The following is a 17,145-nucleotide window of genomic DNA, read 5'->3' on the forward strand; positions in this document are numbered from 1 at the left end:
GCCACCAGATAAGACAGAGTGACTCACTGGTGGCTATCTACTGTACACCTGATCGCGTCAGGTCTCGGCTAGATAATTTGGTTTTTCTTCCACTCACGGGTTTTCTCTGCACGCGCTTCTCGCTTTTTACGTGCATCGCACGGCTCTGGGCAGTCGCATTCTTTTTCAATACCGATTGCGCCTAGGCCACCACAGCTCCCACTGATGGTTTTTTGCTGTACGATGTAGCCGATCGCCATCCCTGCAATCACAAGTACAAAAACAGCAAAGGTGATAAGAAATACTGACATAATTGCTCACCTACTATCGTTATTGCGTATTTAACGCTTTAAATAAGGCTTAAACGCCTCAGATGCGATTTCTTTAAAACCGTCATCCGTTTTCACTACCATAAAGGCAGGAATATTGGCTTGATTTGCCAATGCAACGGCTTTCTCTGGTCCAAGTACCATGAAGCCTGTTGCCAAACCATCCGCCGTCATACAAGACGGGTCCAACACAGTGACAGACACTAAGCGATGATGAATCGGTCGTCCTGTTGCTGGATCAATGATGTGCGAATAGCGTACCCCATCATGCTCAAAGTAATTGCGATAATCCCCTGACGTGGCAACCGCCATATCCCCAGGCTCAATAATCTCTTGCACCGACTGTGTGCCGGCACTAGGCTTTTCAATCGCGATGCGCCAAGGTACACCGTCTTGGTTCACACCTTTTAATTGTAACTCACCACCAATCTCAACCAAATAGTTATCGAGACCAAGTGACGCCAAATACTCAGCGACCACATCTACGCCGTATCCTTTGGCGATCGTTGACAAGTCGACATAAAGGTCAGGATTGGTTTTGGTCAACTGATTGCCCGATAAAGACAGGCTCTCTAACCCCGTCATCGCCATTCGCTGTGCGATTTCTTCGTCGGTCGGAATATTCTCTGGTCGTTTTTCAGGGCCAAAGCTCCAAAGATTCACTAACGGTCCAACCGTGACATCTAACGCGCCGTCGGTGAACGCGTTAAGACGCATCGCTTCTTTCACCACTTTCGCCGTCGCGTCAGATACCTCAACCGGAGAGTCAGCACGATGTTGATTGAAACGGCTCAGCTCCGAATCGTCTCGATACGTCGACATCTGGTCATTCACCAGCTCCAAACGCTTATCGATTTCTTTTTGGATAACAGCCTTCTCGGGCGTGTTTTCCGTTGCAATGTACTTAATGGAGTAATACGTACCCATTGTACTGCCATTAAGATGGACCAGCTCAGGTGAACGCTCACAACCGACCAAAGCCACGAGCAGTGTCAGCGTTGCCACACAGCCTAACCAAAACTTCTTCATATGGGTGTCCTTCGACGCGAGGTTGATACGTAAAATGGCTGACCCAAAGGCCAGCCATTAAAAGGTAAGTCACACGTTGTGATCTTAGCCGCCGAAGTCATCCAGAAGGATGTTTTCGTCTTCAACACCTAAGTCTTTCAGCATACCGATAACGGCTGCGTTCATCATTGGTGGACCACACATGTAGTATTCACAGTCTTCTGGCGCTTCATGATCTTTGAGGTAGTTCTCATAAAGCACGTTATGGATAAAGCCTGTGTAACCATCCCAGTTATCTTCTGGTAGTGGATCTGACAGTGCGCAGTACCACTTGAAGTTATCGTTCTGCTCTTGAAGCATATCGAAATCTTCAACGTAGAACATTTCACGCTTAGAACGTGCACCGTACCAGAAGGTGATCTTACGATCTGAGTTCAGACGTTTAAGTTGGTCAAAGATATGCGAGCGCATTGGTGCCATACCGGCACCACCGCCGATAAAGACCATTTCAGCGTCGGTATCTTTCGCGAAGAACTCACCGAACGGTCCTGAGATCGTACACTTATCACCTGGCTTCAGTGACCAAATGTAAGACGACATTTGGCCTGGTGGCACATCAGGGTTACGTGGTGGTGGCGTTGCCACACGCACGTTCAGCATGATGATGCCTTCTTCTTCAGGGTAGTTCGCCATTGAGTAAGCACGGATGATTTCTTCATCCACTTTTGACTCATAGCGGAACAAGTTGAACTTCTCCCAGTCTTCACGGTATTCCTCAGGAATATCAAAGTCTGAGTACTTAATGTGGTGCGGTGGCGCTTCAATTTGAATATAACCACCTGCACGGAAAGGTACAGACTCACCGTCAGGAATGCGCAGCTTCAGCTCTTTGATGAAAGTGGCTTTGTTGTCGTTAGAAATAACTTCACAATCCCACTTCTTCACGCCAAAGATTTCTTCTGGCAATTCGATCTTCATGTCTTGCTTTACAGCAACCTGACATGACAGACGCTCACCTTCACGTGCTTCACCTTTGGTGATGTGATCAAGCTCGGTTGGCAGAATATCACCGCCACCTTCTTTGATTTTTACGCGGCACTGGCCACATGAACCACCACCACCACAGGCAGAAGAAACAAACACACCAGCACCGGCCAGTGCACCAAGCAGTTTACCGCCTGGCTGAGTAACGATCGCCTTTTCAGGATCGTCATTGATATCAATTGTGACGTCACCGGTTGGTACCAGCTTGGACTTGGCGAACAAAATCACCAATACCAGCGCCAGTACAATCAGAGTAAACATCACTACACCAAGAATAATGTCCATTGACTATTCCTTTTCTCGCAGTTTACCCGGCTTACAGTTGCACACCAGAGAAAGACATAAAGCCCAATGCCATCAAACCAACTGTGATAAAGGTGATCCCCAAACCACGCAGTGCTGGCGGCACGTCTGAATATTTCATTTTCTCACGGATACCCGCTAGGGCGACGATGGCTAGCATCCAGCCCACCCCAGAACCGAAGCCGTAAACCACTGACTCTGCGAAGTTGTAATCACGCTGAACCATGAATGATACGCCACCGAAGATGGCACAGTTCACCGTAATAAGCGGCAGAAAGATACCCAGCGCGTTGTAAAGCGGCGGGAAGAAGCGGTCGAGTACCATCTCAAGAATCTGTACCAACGCCGCGATAACGCCGATGAAGGTAACAAAGTTCAAGAAACTCAAATCGACGCCTTTCACCAGCGCGTCTTCACGCAGAACCAAGTTGTAAACCAAGTTGTTAACCGGCACTGAGATGGTCAGTACCACAACCACGGCCACACCCAGACCAAATGCGGTTTTTACTTTCTTGGATACGGCCAAAAAGGTACACATACCAAGGAAGAATGCCAGCGCCATGTTCTCGATGAAGATAGAGCGCACTAGCAGGCTCAAATAATGTTCCATGTGCTATTACTCCTTCGCTTCAACTTGTTCAGGTTTGAAGGTACGCACAATCCAAATCAAAAAGCCGATGAGGAAGAATGCAGATGGGGCCAGAAGCATCAAACCGTTTGGCTGATACCAACCCCCTTCATTGACCACAGGTAGAATAGACACACCAAACACTGAGCCAGAGCCCAGTAGCTCACGGAAGAACGCGACTGTCATCAGCACAAAGCCGTAGCCCAGTGAGTTACCAATACCGTCAATAAATGATGGCAATGGCGACGACTTCATCGCATACGCCTCAGCACGACCCATCACGATACAGTTGGTAATGATAAGACCAACGAATACGGACAGCTGCTTAGAAATGTCGTACACGAACGCTTTCAATGTTTGGTCAACCACGATAACTAACGACGCGATGATCGCCATCTGAACGATGATACGTACGCTGTTAGGAATGTGGTTACGGATCAAAGAAACACACAGGTTTGACATCGCCGTTACGAACATCACCGCCAACGTCATAACAAATGCCGTTTGCATCTGTGTGGTCACCGCCAAGGCTGAACAAACACCGAGGACCTGTAAGGCAATCGGGTTATTGTCCAGTACCGGTGACAGAAGGTTTTTCTTCAGTTCTTTAGCTTCAGCCATCGATCAGGCCTCCCTCGCGAACTTTTGCTAGGAATGGACCAAAGCCCATATCACTTAGCCAGAAGTTAAACTGGTTCTGAACACCATTACTGGTTAGGGTCGCACCCGACAATGCATCGATACCGTGCTCACTGCCTTGAGGAGCGCCGCCTTTAACGATGCGAATCGCTGGCTCGCCCTGCTCGTTGAACAGCTTTTTGCCATCCCACTGCGCGCGCCATTTCGGGTTTTCAACTTCACCACCTAGCCCTGGTGTTTCACCTTGCTCGTAGTAAACGATGTCAGCAACTGTATTACCGTCGGGTTCTACCGCTACGAATGCGTACATCATGCTCCAAAGGCCAGAACCATTGACGGGCAGAATCAGACGCTGAGTTTGGCCCGCATCATCTTTAACCAAGTAGACCTTGGCCACGTCAGGACGACGACCGATATCAGCAATGTTTTCATCGCCACTCAGCTTTTTCGACAAGGCCGGATCATTGGCAGCCGCACGCTGATCGTAATCAGCTGCCGATTCAACATTGACCGTCTCAGGGCTAACAAATTCACCGTCATCTAGGCTGACTAGACGAGTCTCAATGTACTTGTTGTAAGCATCATTGATCGCACTTTTGCCACCCGTGACATCAATACCAGCCACAGAAAGGATGTTTTTCTGTACGTCTAGCTTTGCATTAATTTGTTGCAAAGGACGTAGCGCTACTGCTGCACCAGACACCACAATCGAGCACACCAAGCTCAATGCGATAACAACGAGCAGCGTCTTTTTAATACTATCGTTACTACTTGCCATTACGAGCCAGTCTCCGTTTGATGTTGCCCTGAATCACCAGGTTATCGAACAGTGGTGCAAACAGGTTCGCGAACAAGATCGCCAGCATCATCCCTTCTGGGTATGCAGGGTTAACCACGCGAATAATCACGGCCATCGCACCAATCAAAATGCCGTACCACCATTTTGCTTTATTGGTGAACGCAGCAGAGACAGGATCCGTCGCCATGAACATCATACCGAACGCAAAACCACCCAGTACAAGGTGCCAATGAGCAGGCATGCTAAACATTGGGTTGGAATCAGAGCCAATCACATTGAACAAGGTTGCCGCGGCGACCATACCGAGGAAGGTACCCAAGATGATTCGCCATGATGCAATGCGCATGTAAACTAGCGCCGCACCACCAATCAAGATGGCAAGCGTCGATACTTCACCCATTGAACCTGGGATGTTACCAATAAAGGCGTCCATCCAAGTCATGGTTTGACCGGTCACGTTGTGCATCAGCGCCATTTCACCGCCGGTTGACCATTGACTCAGTGCAGTCGCACCCGAGAAGCCGTCCGCAGCGGTCCATACCAAATCACCAGAGATTTGAGCAGGATACGCGAAGAACAAGAATGCACGGCCAGCCAACGCAGGGTTCAAGAAGTTACGGCCTGTACCACCAAAGATTTCTTTTGCAACCACCACACCAAAGGTGATACCCAAAGCGGCTTGCCATAATGGCAGCGTTGGCGGAACGATCAGTGCAAAAAGAATCGAGGTCACGAAGAAACCTTCGTTCACTTCGTGCTTACGGATAATACAGAACAGTACTTCCCAGAAACCACCCACGATAAACACGGTGGCATAAATAGGCAGGAAGTAGGTGGCACCCAAAACCATTTTGGTACCCCAACCTGCACTCGCAAGCGGCCCCGCAATCGCCTCAGTCAGCCAGTAGTGCCAGTTCCCTTCAATGATTTGCGCAAGCTGCGCGCCTTCATATAAATGGTTCAGGCCCATAATGGCTTGGTTACCTGTGTTGTACATACCCCAGAACATTGCGGGGAACACAGCAAACCACACCATGATCATGATGCGTTTCAAATCGATGCTGTCACGCACGTGAGCGCCAGCTTTGGTCACCATGCCTGGCGTGTACAAAATGGTCGCGACCGCTTCATACAGGGCAAACCACTTCTCGTGTTTACCGCCTGGCTCAAAGTGTGGCTCGATTTGCTCTAAAAAGTTTTTCAGGCTCATCTGTTACCCTTCCTTCTCAATTTTTTCCAGGCTCTCGCGGAGCATTGGGCCAAATTCGTACTTGCCAGGGCAGACAAATGTACAAAGTGCCAAATCCTCAGGATCTAACTCCAGCGCGCCTAACTGTTGCATACTATCTGTATCACCGGCACAGATATCACGCAGCAGCATAGTCGGCTCGATATCCAGCGGCATTACTCGCTCATAGTTACCGATTGGCACCATGGAACGATCACTACCGTTGGTCGAGGTGGTCATATTGAAAAGTTGGCCTTTGAACAGGTGGCCGAGGTACGCACGGGTCACAGAGAAGCGGTTTTTGCCGGGAGATAACCAACCGAACAACTCTTTCTCATTACCTTCGCGTAATACAGACACTTGCAGGTGGAAACGGCCAAGATACGCATGAGGACCAGTCGCTTTGGTACCCGAGAGTACAGAGCCTGAGATAATGCGGCTCTCGCCGGCCATCAACTCACCGTCCGTCAACTCATCAAGGTTAGCGCCCAGTTGAGTACGTACCAAGCGTGGCTTATTGACCATAGGGCCAGCTAAGGCAACCACGCGATCGGTGTTAAGTTCACCGGTCAGGAATAAATGGCCAAATGCAATGACGTCTTGGTAGTTTAGGTGCCATACCATTTTTTCCATACTTGCTGAGCGCAAGTGATGGATATGGGTACCGACAAGACCAGCTGGGTGAGGACCAGCGAAGACGTGCTGCTCAACGTTTGATTGCTTGCTTGTCGGTAACTCTACGTCTGCTTTACAAACGAATACCGTTTTTTCGGTAAGGCGAGAAACCACATCTAGGCCCGCAACGAAAGCCTCTTTTTGCTCATCAATGATCACTTTCGGATCCGCAGCAAGCGGATTGGTGTCCATGGCATTGACAAAGATAGCTTCCGGCACGGCATCAACCGCAGGCGACTTGCTAAAAGGACGAGTACGAAGCGCTGTCCACATGCCAGACTCGACCAGTTGGTCAACAATGGCTTGGCGATCTAGCGATGCCAACTGTGAGGCTTCATATTTATTAAACGTGACTTGCTCGTTTCCATCGACTTCAATGACGACAGACTGAAGAACACGCTTGGCACCGCGGTTAACTTCAACCACTTTACCAGCTGCTGGTGCAGTGAATTTCACGCCCGGATTCTTCTTGTCTTCAAAAAGAATCTGACCTTTTTTCACTACATCACCCACACGCGCGTGCATGGTGGGGCGCATTCCAACGTACTCTTCGCCAAGCAAGGCGACTTTCTTGACGGCTGGGCCGTCATTTATCACCTGAGTAGGAGTCCCGGCAATAGGGATATCCAAACCCTTTTTTATTGTAATCATACGCACTTGCACTACATTAACGGGAAAAAGAATTCTGTTATTGCGCAGTTAAAGACACGACTTTCGACTGTTTGGCGGCCATGACGGCCCACCGTCGCAACATCCTGCTAACCAAATCGTTACACAAAGGTAGCCTAGGTTAGTCTTTAAGCGCCGTATTCTATCACTAACCCCAGCGTTGATTCTATGGGTATTGTCACTGGAGCGTGGCAATTATCCATACCTGTACAAACAATACTCGCTGTAAGGTCACAGTTTCACTGCTGTTTTTTTGTTCACCTTAGCAGGCAATGCGAATGCGCGCCTGTGCTGGTGAAACGAAAGCCGTACGCAGTTACCACTCACCGAACCGCTCATATTTATGTAAGAATTTGTTGCCACAACGTGAAAACTCAACATCAGCGCTGGCGCTATTTGCCCCCACCGCGACAAGCGGGTGAATCCGGAGCTTGCGCTTGTGACGCCCACTCTTGCGGCGTGTAAGTGTGGATCGCCAACGCATGAATATGATGGGCCAACTCATCAGATAAGGTCGCATTCACTGCGCGGTGACGTTGAATTAAACGCTGACCGTCAAATGCCTCTGATACCACCACGACTTTAAAGTGGCTCTCTGACCCTTCTGGCACGTTATGCATAAAGCTTTCATTACGCACATCCAGAAAGCTAGGCGAAAAAGCCTGCTCGAGCTTCTCGGTGATCTGTGTTTGTATTTTCATTTTGCTTCCCACATTTTACACGGGGAGCACAGGTGCTCTCAGTGTAGATGCTATTGATGATTTTGCGACTTTCGCGGTGGCATGAGCTTTCAACACCAGAGATGACGCCACGTTTTAAATTGCAGTCTCTGGCTGAGTGCGACAATATACCCACTTTATCTAGCGCGACGCAAAAACTCCGATGAAGACTGAAATGACGACGCCTGCGGGCCAGCCATTAATACTCCACCGTTATCCCCGACGTAAAAACGAGACGCTGCAAGCGTTCGACGCAGCCGACGAATACTTGATTGAGCACGTGGCTGAGTTGTCATTACCGGCCGGTGCGCGTGTGTTGATCATCAATGATCACTTTGGCGCGCTAAGCTGCTGGGCGTCACAACAAGGCTATGACACGATTCAAGTCAGTGATTCGGTGGTGGCACAACAAGCAACTGTCCAAAACTTAGCCGCCAATGCCCTGCCTAGCATCGTCCAATTAACCAGCCTAGAGCCGCTGCCTGAGCGCATCGATGTGGTGCTATTACGGATCCCCAAAAGCACACGCATGTTGTCATGGCAATTACAACAACTTGCCGCGATCGCTGATTCATCCATCCCCGTTATCGCCGCGGCGAAGGCCAAAGAGATTCACACCTCAACGTTAAACCAGTTTGAGCACCAGCTCGGCACCACAGTGACCTCACTGGCGAAGAAAAAAGCACGCTTAGTATTTTGCACGCCGCGTGACGACAAACCCGAGTTAATCGACCAGCTACATACGTTCGATGTACCTGATTACACTATGACACTGGCGAATTACCCCAATGTATTCTCTGCGCAAAAACTGGATATTGCGGCGTATTTGATGTTACCGCACATTCCGAGTGAACCCGGATTAAAAAGGATTGTCGATCTAGGGTGTGGTAATGGTGTGCTTGCCTTGCAAGCGGCTCGAAACAATCCAAATGCCTTTATTCATGCCGTTGACGAAAGCCATATGGCTGTCGCATCGGCGCAACGTAACCTTTTAGCGCATCACATTGCGCCCACGCGCTTTGAGTGTGAAGCGCGGGATTGTTTGAGCGAGTTTGCACACCATGATGTGGACTTGGTGATGTGTAATCCACCATTCCATCAACAACAAGCCATTACCGATCATATTGCTTGGCAAATGTTTTGTGACGCAAAACGTGTTCTGACCAATCATGGCCGCCTTTTAGTCATCGGAAACCGACATCTCGGCTATCATGCTAAGTTAAAACGCCTTTTTGGTAATGTCTCCGTCATTGCGTCGAATAAAAAATTCGTTATTCTTCAAGCAGTACACGCCCAACATTAAGTAAAGGATGCTGAACACAATGAAAAAACTGCTCGTTGCCGCTGCCGTGCTTATCCTAGCAGGCTGTTCATCGCCGCGCGATCCGCAACTGACTATCGCGCCCAAACCCGCCACCTCAAACCAACAGCAAGTGAATAACTTGCCCGTGGTTGTGAAAAGCCGTGATCTGCGTACCGCCCAGTTTGTGGCTGTCATTGACAGTGGTCGCTCTAACGTGAAGCCCCTGCATGCTAGCCAGAATCTGCGCGTTGTCTTAGAAGATACCCTTTCTCGCCAACTTTCTTCGCAAGGCTTCCGTGTAGTGGCGAATGGCCCGGGAACACTGCGCCTCGATATTCTTGATGCCCTCGTGCGTGTAAAACACACGGTGTTTAAGCACAATATGGAAGCGTCGGTCCAGCTTCAGCTGGTCGCAGAGTCTCCTGATGGTCGCTTCGTGAAGCGTTACACTGGCAAATCAACCCAAGAAGGGATCAGCAGCGCATCGCCTGATGATATCGAAATGGCTCTGAACAACTTGCTTGAGGCGGTACTGCAAGATATTGCCAACGACGAGCAGTTGCTTAAGCACATGAAAGAGCACTTTTAATCATGCGTACCTTCTGCATGATGTGCATGCTTGCGTTGGCTGCATTGCCAGCGCAGGCGGAAGTGTTGGTGAAGGTGGATACAACGCTCGGCGCATTTACGCTCAGTCTTGATGAGCAAAAAGCGCCCAAAACCGTGGCTAATTTTCTCCGTTATGTTGATGATGGCAGCTATGTTGGCTCTCAATTTCATCGCGTGATCCCGGGGTTCGTGGTCCAAGGTGGTGGGTTTGATAAAGACCTTGAGCGCCTGCCGGTATATGACACGGTTGACAATGAATCCACTAATGGCCTGAGCAACCGACGCGCCACGATTGCGATGGCCAGAACCAATGACCCCGATTCGGCCACGCGTCAATTTTACATTAATATCAATGATAACGGCTTTCTGGACGCCACGCCCAACAAGCTTGGCTACACCGTTTTTGGTCGAGTAGTTGAAGGCTTTGTCACGGTGCAAAACATTTCATCTCAATCAACCGTGACGATCCCAAGCAAGCGGATGCAAGACGTGCCACAACAACCCATTGTGATAAATAGCATCTCTCGAATATCTTCTCAGTAGCTGACAGGCAGGCTTGCGATCATGTTACCTAATCTTAAGGGGGCGCTTGCGCCCTATGCCGACCGCCGACTCCTTTATGTGTTATTAATGGGCTGCTGTAGCGGCTTTCCTTGGGTGTTAATCGGCTCCAACTTAAACGGCTGGCTCGCGGATGAAGGGCTCTCTCGTACCGCGATTGGTCTATTCGGCTCGGTGTTTGTGCTGTATGCGGTGAACTTTCTCTGGGCGCCTTTGATTGATAGACTCAAAGTGCCCATGCTTAATGAGCGCTTCGGACAACGCCGCAGTTGGATATTGCTCACCCAAGCGCTGATTCTGATCGCAACCTTGGCCTTATCTCAGCTTAATTTACACGGCTTGACGGCCATTGATCCTTGGGTGACCACTGTGGTGCTTTCATCGCTGATTTTTGCGATTGCACTCGCCTCTGCCACCCAAGATATTGCCATTGATGCCTTTCGTATTGATAATTTTGCGGAGCATGAGACCGATAAGTTCCCACTTGCCTCTGCCATGTCCGTCATTGGATGGTGGACGGGATATTCTCTGCCCGGCTACATCGGTTTTATCAACGCTGACGCCATCGGTTGGAATCAGGTGTATGTGATCATGGCCGGGTTCGTAGGCTTAATGTTACTGGCCACCTTATTCGTTAAGGAGCCTGCCAGTGACCGCGAACAGCGCCAAGATGCCGCGACCCGTTACTATCTAGGGAAAGGATACAGCAGTGCACGCACTTGGTTAGCAGTGACTGTGTTTGAACCTTTTGCCGAGTTTTTCCGCCGCAACGGTGTAAAAGTTGCGTTAGCCATTCTGTTGTTTGTTTTTCTCTTTAAGATTGGCGAGGCCTTTTTGGGCCGGATGTCGATTGTCTTTTACAAAGATGTTGGCTTCAGCAATGAGCAAATTGGTTATTACTCCAAGCTCGTAGGTTGGGGACTGACCGTGGTGTATACCTTAATCGGCAGCTACATTAACTTGCGCTTTGGGGTAATCAAAGGCTTGTTTATTGGCGGGGTGGCCATGGCCTCCAGTAATTTGATGTTTGCTTGGCTTGCTGTGGTGGGGCCAGACGAGCACCTGCTGCTAGGCGCGATACTGGTGGATAACTTCACCTCGGCTTTCGCCACCATTGCCTTTGTCTCTTTCCTGACCTTCTTAACCGGGCGCGCTTTTTCCGCCACTCAATACGCGCTGCTTGCATCGTTGGGTAACCTTGGCCGTACCTCTCTCGCATCCTTTAGCGGTATGATGGTGGATTGGCTGGATAGCTGGTCAACATTTTTCGTAATAACCTCATTGATGGTGATCCCAGGTCTAGTCATGCTGCTCTATATTGGTAGACAATTTAGAAAAGAATCATCGCACCATGACGCACCTTCTGGACAATGTCTAAAAACCCGGCAGGACTAGCGTTTCCCCATCACAGCGGAGTGCAAAAAATTGCGCTCCGCACGTCATTTTCTTTTAATCAAGATCACAAAAAAATGACATGTAATCGGATACATTCCACCTTCAGTCACATCTAAAAATCATGTCTACATTTGTTACATTCTTTATGGTGAACTTAATCAATATACTGCCTCCATTGAACTCAACGGTTACACACTTAAGCAGAGGCAGTCACCATGAAAAAGTCCCTACTCGCACTTGCTGTCATGGCAGCTAGCGCCGCACCTATCGCCAACGCGGCTGATTACTCAGACGATATCTATAAAAACGATCATAAATGGCTTCAGTTTAACGCCATGTATGCCATCAACGAGAAACCTCAGTTCGGTCCTGACACCGATAAAGATCATAATTACCTCGAGATGGAATTTGGCGGCCGTAAGGGCGTGGTTGATCTCTATGGCTATGTGGACATCTTCGACCTTGCCGAAAGCGATAGCGACAACAACAATAAAAAAGGCGCGCCTAAAGCCTTTATGAAGCTAGCACCACGCTTCTCAATTGACGGCATCACCGGGCAAGACTTGTCGTTTGGCCCTGTACAAGAAGTATACTTCTCGACTTTGTTTAACTGGGGTGGTGGCGATAGTGACACTAACAACTCGTTCTGGGGTGTCGGTGCCGATGTTGAACTGCCTTGGTTTGGTAAAGTAGGCATGAACCTTTACGGTTTGTATGACATCAACAAAAAAGACTGGAACGGTTACCAATTCTCGACCAACTGGTTTAAGCCCTTCCACTTTTTCGACAACGGTAGCTTCCTGTCATACCAAGGCTATATCGATTACCAGTTTGGTGCCGATGACACTTTCAAAGGCAACAGCCAAGCGACCCACGGCGGCGCGATGTTTAACGGCCTATATTGGCACTCAGACAACTATGCCCTCGGTTATGGCCTTAAAGCCTATAACGATGTCTACTTGATTGAAGATGGTGGCACAACGGAAAGCTCAGGTATTTCCCACTACCTAAGCGCCACCTACAAATTCTAACTGACTGCGCCGGCCTCTCGGTCGGCGCTTTTTTCCTCCCCCCAACTTGTTTCTCTGTCTTGCTCCTACCTCGTGATAAACTATGCACTTTTAACCGCTCTGAGCTTGTCATGAACATAACTTTTATCGGTGCAGGCGCAATTGGTACTTTGTGGGCAACCCAATTAGTGCAAGCCGGTCATCGCGTGCAGGTGATCACCCGTGCAGGCACAGAAGTGTGTCGGCAATTGGTACTCGACAGCCATACCGTGACGGTCCCCGCTAACCAGCCACAAGCCATTACCGATTGCGATCTATTAATGGTGTGTACCAAGGCTTACGACGTCATGCATGCCTTACAACCTCTCATCGAGCAACTTCATCCCGATACAATTATCGTCTTAATGCACAATGGGATGGGACCACATGCGCAAATCAAAACGCTAGTGAGTCCGTCGCAACCTTTATTGCTCGCCACCACCTCACACGGCGTCTTTAGCCCCTCTCAAGGGAGCTATCAGCATACCGGCCACGGAGAGACTTACATCGGCGCGGCGAATCAGGCAGGTCAGCAGTGTGCCTTTGTCGCCGAGGTGTTGGATCATGCCTTATCGCCAGTGCACTGGCACGAAGCGATTATCCATCAGCTATGGCATAAGCTGGCGGTTAATTGTGTGATCAATCCACTCACCGCGATTCATCAAGTGAATAACGGAGCATTGTTATCTGCCGACTACCAAGACACCATCCAGTTACTTTGCCAAGAACTTGCCCGTGTGATGCAAGCTGATGGACTCGCCACCCATGCCGAACAGCTAAAGACACAAGCACTGGCAGTGGCACGCGCCACCGCAAATAACTATTCATCAATGAATCGCGACTGCTATCATGGCAGAAAGACAGAGCTTGAACAGATCACAGGCTATTTACTGGCTCGAGCGGCACATCATCAGATTAAGGTGCCTACCCACCAGGCGCTATATGATGCCGTGAAGCAACGTGAGGTACAAAAAGGATAATCATGAAACCGATTAACGTCTTAGTATGCGTGGCACCCGGCAGCGAGGAAATGGAAACCGTCACCGCCATTGATGTGATGAAACGGGCTGGTTTTTGTGTCACCGTTGCCAGCGCCGACCCTGAAGGTTCACTCACTTTAACCTGTTCTCGTGGCGTACAATTAGTGTGCGATGCACCTTTGGCGAGTGTGGCCGACCAGCCGTTTGATTGCGTCATTTTACCCGGGGGTATTGACGGGGCGCAATGTTTAGGCGATAGCGCGATCGTGACAGAAATTATCAAACAACAGCAAAGTGACCATGCATGGGTCGCGGCTATCTGCGCGGCTCCCGCGCTTGTCTTGCAGCGCCACCAGCTTTACCCCACCTCTCATATCAGTTGCCACCCCAGTGTTAGCGATCAGATCCCAGAGCAATGGCGCAGTCGGCGCCGTGTGATGACTGATTATGATCACAAGTTGATCACCAGCCAAGGCCCGGGCTCTGCGCTCGAGTTTGCCATTGAGATTGTTCACGCCTTGGCAGGGAAAGCACTGGCCTGGCAGGTTGCCGAACCTATGGTCCCCCTCCCAAACTTGCAGTACGAGAAAAAATTCGCCGAATAAAAAAACAGGCAGCGAGGCTGCCTGTTTTTTTTGCTTAAATCGAGCTTATTTCGCGATTAGCCGCGATAAACTTTGACATTTTCAAAGCCCATGTCTTTTAGATACAGCGCTTGAAGGCGGCTCATCACACCACGCTCACAGTACAGCAAGTAGGTTTTGCTTTGGTCTAGGTCGCCAAAGCGGGTCGCTAATTTAAAGAAAGGAATATGAACAACGTCAGTGCCGTCGATGTTCAGTGGCTTTTCCTCTTCTTCATCACTGCTGCGAATATCAATGACAATCGCGCCTTGCTCAGCCTCGTTAACCAGTTCAACCTCGGGGGCTTTTTCCTGACTGAGTTTCTCGATATCGCGAATATCCATCACCGAGGCATTGTTAACCACTTGCTCCAGTAACGCGAAGTCAAATTTCGCTTCCTCGGCCTCAAGTTTGGCTTTCTCGGCTTTGATCGTTGGGCTTTTCGAAATCACACCACAGAATTCAGGCATGGTTTTAGCGAAGTCTTCAGTGCCGATTTTGCGGGCTGTCTGGATAATGTCTTCTTTATCCCAGTTGATCAGCGGACGCAGGATTAACGTGTCCGTCACGTTATCAATCATGCGTAAATTGGTTAGAGTTTGGCTCGACACTTGTCCTAAGGCTTCGCCGGTGACCAGAGCTTGAATACCGAAACGCTCGGCAACCATGCTTGCCGCACGCATAAACATCCGCTTGAGCACGACTCCCATCTGACCATCATCGATGTTTTCGAGGATACTGGCGACAACCGGCTCAAAGTCGATAGAAATAAATTTCACTTTCGCCGACGAGCCAAACTTGTTCCACAGGAAGTGCGATACCTGCTGCACACCCGTTTCATGGGTTTTGCCGCCTAAATTGAAGAAGCAATAATGGACCTTGCTACCGCGCTTAATATGCAAGTAACTCGACACCCCTGAGTCGAACCCTCCCGAGATCAAGCTCAGCACATCTTCTTGCGTGCCGAGAGGGAAGCCACCCAAGCCAGTATGACGGTGCTTTACCAAGTTCAGCTTATCGTGGTCCACTTCCATCATCACGGTCACGTCAGGCTTTTTCAGCTGTACGCTGGCGGTCGGAACGGCTTGGTTTAACCCACCTCCTACGTAACGTTCTACATCAATCGAGGTAAAGTCATGCTGGCCGCGGCGTTTAGCACGCACGCAAAAGGTTTTTCCTTCGATTTGATGACGAACACCCTCAAGGGTGAGTTCATAGATGTGGTGTAAATCGTTAAATAACGTTTGCTCAACCTCAAGCACCGTCTGCACGCCCGGCGTGTTGGTTAATACATCCAGGACAAGCTGACGCTCGTTTGGTTGTTTTAACGTCACCTCAATGTGATCCCTACGGTTATATACTGCCGTATTATCTGTCCGACGCTTTAAAATATTACGAATATTGCATTCGAGGATTTTAGTAAAACGCTTTCTAACAGACTCACTTTTGACGATCACCTCAGGGTGAATTTTAACGATAAACTTCATAACCGGTTCGATACAGCTGGAAACAAGGTCGCGGATTATACAATAACCACGTCCCAGCTGAAACCGGGTATTTTTGCGTCTAAATAAAAGTGAAAAACCTGACCGTAATAAACATTTTTAATCAATCCATTACGGTCAGAATCTAGCTTATGGGGTAGATGCAGCCGCATTGTCGGCCGATATTTCATCTGAAAAGCTGGGTTTTCCTTGGATCACAGCGATTTCTACACGGCGATTGGCCGCACGGTTATCGGGCGAGTTATTGGGCGCGCGAGGCTGAGTGTCTGCCAACCCTTCCACTTTCATGCGCAAATGGTTAAACCCGGGCACTTTTTCCATTTCTTGCGCTACCGATACCGCACGCTGCGCGGATAAATCCCAGTTGGAACGGTACAGCTCCGATTCCAAAGGTGTGCTGTCCGTATGGCCTGACACTTTGATTTCACCGGGCACGTCTTTTACCAATTCCGCAATTTGACGTACCATGGGGCGGAACTTGGGTTGCAAAAAGGCTGAGTTCTGCGGAAACGCGCCTTTCTCACGAATACGGATAACCAGTTGTTGACCCAAGTTTTCAACTTCAACGGCCCCTTCTTCGATTTCACGTTCTAGCGCCTGCACAATCATTTTTTGCAACTGTTCCATTTGCTGCTGACTTTGTTGCTGCTCCAGTTGAGAAGCAACCTGTGCACTGGTGCCTCCCTCCATATCCGACGCAGTGCGTTGTGAGCCTCCTGAGCGGTCCGACTCCCCTTCTTGGAAATTAAGTGTTCGTTGGGTCATGTCGATGGTTTGCTGCATGATCACTTCAATAGGAGTCGGCTCTGGTCGCCCGGGACGGAACTCTTGCGCAATCACACTGGTGCCTTTGGGAATGTCTTTGACTTCCAAAACATTTTGTACCCCGAAGGCAAACTTCATCGACCCAGCAATTTGCTTAAACTTAAGCACATCCATCTCTGAAAATGACAACAGAAGGACGAAAAATGCAACAAGCAATGACATTAAATCCGCAAACGTCCCCATCCACGGTGGTAAGCCGGGGGGCGGGCATTTACATTCCTCTTCTTCTTGTTGTGCCATCTCGATTCCTTACCGAAGACAATCATAGTGTTGAT

General features: G+C 49.4%; 18 protein-coding genes. 7 read left to right on the plus strand and 11 right to left on the minus strand.

Annotated features, from left to right (window positions below):
* Positions 1 to 68: 68 nt before the first annotated feature.
* The 9 genes from nqrM to bolA form a co-directional block, all read right to left on the minus strand.
* Complete coding sequence (gene nqrM, locus BGK46_RS04865) at positions 69 to 290, minus strand: (Na+)-NQR maturation NqrM (protein WP_069587436.1); 222 nt, start codon at positions 288 to 290, stop codon at positions 69 to 71.
* A gap of 30 nt (positions 291 to 320) precedes the next feature.
* Positions 321 to 1,337 (minus strand): FAD:protein FMN transferase, encoded by a 1,017-nt coding sequence (locus BGK46_RS04870; RefSeq protein ID WP_069587437.1) that lies wholly within the window; start codon positions 1,335 to 1,337, stop codon positions 321 to 323.
* 84 nt (positions 1,338 to 1,421) lie between these two features.
* Positions 1,422 to 2,645 carry an NADH:ubiquinone reductase (Na(+)-transporting) subunit F gene (nqrF, locus tag BGK46_RS04875; RefSeq protein WP_069587438.1) on the minus strand — a complete coding sequence of 408 codons (1,224 nt, stop codon included), beginning with the start codon at positions 2,643 to 2,645 and terminating at the stop codon, positions 1,422 to 1,424.
* Between the two features lie 31 nt (positions 2,646 to 2,676).
* A complete protein-coding gene (nqrE, locus tag BGK46_RS04880) occupies positions 2,677 to 3,273 on the minus strand; it encodes an NADH:ubiquinone reductase (Na(+)-transporting) subunit E (RefSeq protein WP_069587439.1) in 597 nt (198 codons plus the stop codon).
* A 6-nt stretch (positions 3,274 to 3,279) separates the two neighbouring features.
* Positions 3,280 to 3,912 carry an NADH:ubiquinone reductase (Na(+)-transporting) subunit D gene (locus BGK46_RS04885; protein ID WP_069587440.1) on the minus strand — a complete coding sequence of 211 codons (633 nt, stop codon included), beginning with the start codon at positions 3,910 to 3,912 and terminating at the stop codon, positions 3,280 to 3,282.
* On the minus strand, positions 3,905 to 4,708 hold the full coding sequence (locus tag BGK46_RS04890; protein ID WP_069587441.1) for a Na(+)-translocating NADH-quinone reductase subunit C: 804 nt from the start codon (positions 4,706 to 4,708) through the stop codon (positions 3,905 to 3,907). Before BGK46_RS04890 ends, BGK46_RS04885 begins: the two co-directional genes overlap by 8 nt.
* Positions 4,698 to 5,939, minus strand: coding sequence for an NADH:ubiquinone reductase (Na(+)-transporting) subunit B (locus tag BGK46_RS17395; protein WP_069587442.1), 1,242 nt, complete (start codon positions 5,937 to 5,939; stop codon positions 4,698 to 4,700). The genes BGK46_RS04890 and BGK46_RS17395 overlap by 11 nt, the downstream gene beginning before the upstream one ends.
* Before the next feature lie 3 nt (positions 5,940 to 5,942).
* A complete protein-coding gene (locus tag BGK46_RS17400; RefSeq protein WP_069587443.1) occupies positions 5,943 to 7,283 on the minus strand; it encodes a Na(+)-translocating NADH-quinone reductase subunit A in 1,341 nt (446 codons plus the stop codon).
* Between the two features lie 410 nt (positions 7,284 to 7,693).
* Positions 7,694 to 8,002, minus strand: coding sequence for a transcriptional regulator BolA (gene bolA / locus BGK46_RS04905; RefSeq protein WP_069587444.1), 309 nt, complete (start codon positions 8,000 to 8,002; stop codon positions 7,694 to 7,696).
* A gap of 193 nt (positions 8,003 to 8,195) precedes the next feature.
* Here bolA and BGK46_RS04910 point away from each other — a divergent pair, with 193 nt between their 5' ends.
* The 7 genes from BGK46_RS04910 to BGK46_RS04940 all read left to right on the plus strand — a co-directional run bounded on the left by BGK46_RS04910 (position 8,196) and on the right by BGK46_RS04940 (position 14,522).
* On the plus strand, positions 8,196 to 9,323 hold the full coding sequence (locus BGK46_RS04910) for a methyltransferase (protein ID WP_254659658.1): 1,128 nt from the start codon (positions 8,196 to 8,198) through the stop codon (positions 9,321 to 9,323).
* A gap of 19 nt (positions 9,324 to 9,342) precedes the next feature.
* A complete protein-coding gene (locus BGK46_RS04915; RefSeq protein WP_069587446.1) occupies positions 9,343 to 9,912 on the plus strand; it encodes a YajG family lipoprotein in 570 nt (189 codons plus the stop codon).
* Between the two features lie 2 nt (positions 9,913 to 9,914).
* Positions 9,915 to 10,475, plus strand: coding sequence for a peptidylprolyl isomerase (locus BGK46_RS04920; protein ID WP_069587447.1), 561 nt, complete (start codon positions 9,915 to 9,917; stop codon positions 10,473 to 10,475).
* Positions 10,476 to 10,496: 21 nt separating this feature from the next.
* A complete protein-coding gene (locus tag BGK46_RS04925) occupies positions 10,497 to 11,888 on the plus strand; it encodes an AmpG family muropeptide MFS transporter (RefSeq protein WP_069587448.1) in 1,392 nt (463 codons plus the stop codon).
* A gap of 215 nt (positions 11,889 to 12,103) precedes the next feature.
* Positions 12,104 to 12,919, plus strand: a complete 816-nt coding sequence (locus BGK46_RS04930; protein WP_069587449.1) for an outer membrane protein OmpK — start codon at positions 12,104 to 12,106, stop codon at positions 12,917 to 12,919.
* 110 nt (positions 12,920 to 13,029) lie between these two features.
* On the plus strand, positions 13,030 to 13,917 hold the full coding sequence (locus BGK46_RS04935; RefSeq protein ID WP_069587450.1) for a 2-dehydropantoate 2-reductase: 888 nt from the start codon (positions 13,030 to 13,032) through the stop codon (positions 13,915 to 13,917).
* 2 nt (positions 13,918 to 13,919) lie between these two features.
* Positions 13,920 to 14,522 carry a DJ-1 family glyoxalase III gene (locus BGK46_RS04940; protein ID WP_069587451.1) on the plus strand — a complete coding sequence of 201 codons (603 nt, stop codon included), beginning with the start codon at positions 13,920 to 13,922 and terminating at the stop codon, positions 14,520 to 14,522.
* A 56-nt stretch (positions 14,523 to 14,578) separates the two neighbouring features.
* Here BGK46_RS04940 and thiI read toward each other — a convergent pair whose 3' ends face one another.
* Entirely contained in the window at positions 14,579 to 16,027 is a 1,449-nt protein-coding gene (gene thiI, locus BGK46_RS04945; protein ID WP_069587452.1) for a tRNA uracil 4-sulfurtransferase ThiI, read from the minus strand.
* Between the two features lie 147 nt (positions 16,028 to 16,174).
* On the minus strand, positions 16,175 to 17,110 hold the full coding sequence (locus tag BGK46_RS04950; protein WP_069587453.1) for a flagellar motor protein MotB: 936 nt from the start codon (positions 17,108 to 17,110) through the stop codon (positions 16,175 to 16,177).
* Positions 17,111 to 17,145 lie beyond the last annotated feature (35 nt).

The sequence above is a fragment of the Salinivibrio sp. SS2 genome (assembly GCF_001722075.1).
Classification (GTDB): Bacteria; Pseudomonadota; Gammaproteobacteria; order Enterobacterales; family Vibrionaceae; genus Salinivibrio; species Salinivibrio proteolyticus.

Coding starts and splice junctions, on each gene's coding strand:
- nqrM (WP_069587436.1), bottom strand. CDS start 290: ATGTCAGTATTTCTTATCACCTTTGCTGTTTTTGTACTTGTGATTGCA.
- BGK46_RS04870 (WP_069587437.1), bottom strand. CDS start 1,337: ATGAAGAAGTTTTGGTTAGGCTGTGTGGCAACGCTGACACTGCTCGTG.
- nqrF (WP_069587438.1), bottom strand. CDS start 2,645: ATGGACATTATTCTTGGTGTAGTGATGTTTACTCTGATTGTACTGGCG.
- nqrE (WP_069587439.1), bottom strand. CDS start 3,273: ATGGAACATTATTTGAGCCTGCTAGTGCGCTCTATCTTCATCGAGAAC.
- BGK46_RS04885 (WP_069587440.1), bottom strand. CDS start 3,912: ATGGCTGAAGCTAAAGAACTGAAGAAAAACCTTCTGTCACCGGTACTG.
- BGK46_RS04890 (WP_069587441.1), bottom strand. CDS start 4,708: ATGGCAAGTAGTAACGATAGTATTAAAAAGACGCTGCTCGTTGTTATC.
- BGK46_RS17395 (WP_069587442.1), bottom strand. CDS start 5,939: ATGAGCCTGAAAAACTTTTTAGAGCAAATCGAGCCACACTTTGAGCCA.
- BGK46_RS17400 (WP_069587443.1), bottom strand. CDS start 7,283: ATGATTACAATAAAAAAGGGTTTGGATATCCCTATTGCCGGGACTCCT.
- bolA (WP_069587444.1), bottom strand. CDS start 8,002: ATGAAAATACAAACACAGATCACCGAGAAGCTCGAGCAGGCTTTTTCG.
- BGK46_RS04910 (WP_254659658.1), top strand. CDS start 8,196: ATGACGACGCCTGCGGGCCAGCCATTAATACTCCACCGTTATCCCCGA.
- BGK46_RS04915 (WP_069587446.1), top strand. CDS start 9,343: ATGAAAAAACTGCTCGTTGCCGCTGCCGTGCTTATCCTAGCAGGCTGT.
- BGK46_RS04920 (WP_069587447.1), top strand. CDS start 9,915: ATGCGTACCTTCTGCATGATGTGCATGCTTGCGTTGGCTGCATTGCCA.
- BGK46_RS04925 (WP_069587448.1), top strand. CDS start 10,497: ATGTTACCTAATCTTAAGGGGGCGCTTGCGCCCTATGCCGACCGCCGA.
- BGK46_RS04930 (WP_069587449.1), top strand. CDS start 12,104: ATGAAAAAGTCCCTACTCGCACTTGCTGTCATGGCAGCTAGCGCCGCA.
- BGK46_RS04935 (WP_069587450.1), top strand. CDS start 13,030: ATGAACATAACTTTTATCGGTGCAGGCGCAATTGGTACTTTGTGGGCA.
- BGK46_RS04940 (WP_069587451.1), top strand. CDS start 13,920: ATGAAACCGATTAACGTCTTAGTATGCGTGGCACCCGGCAGCGAGGAA.
- thiI (WP_069587452.1), bottom strand. CDS start 16,027: ATGAAGTTTATCGTTAAAATTCACCCTGAGGTGATCGTCAAAAGTGAG.
- BGK46_RS04950 (WP_069587453.1), bottom strand. CDS start 17,110: ATGGCACAACAAGAAGAAGAGGAATGTAAATGCCCGCCCCCCGGCTTA.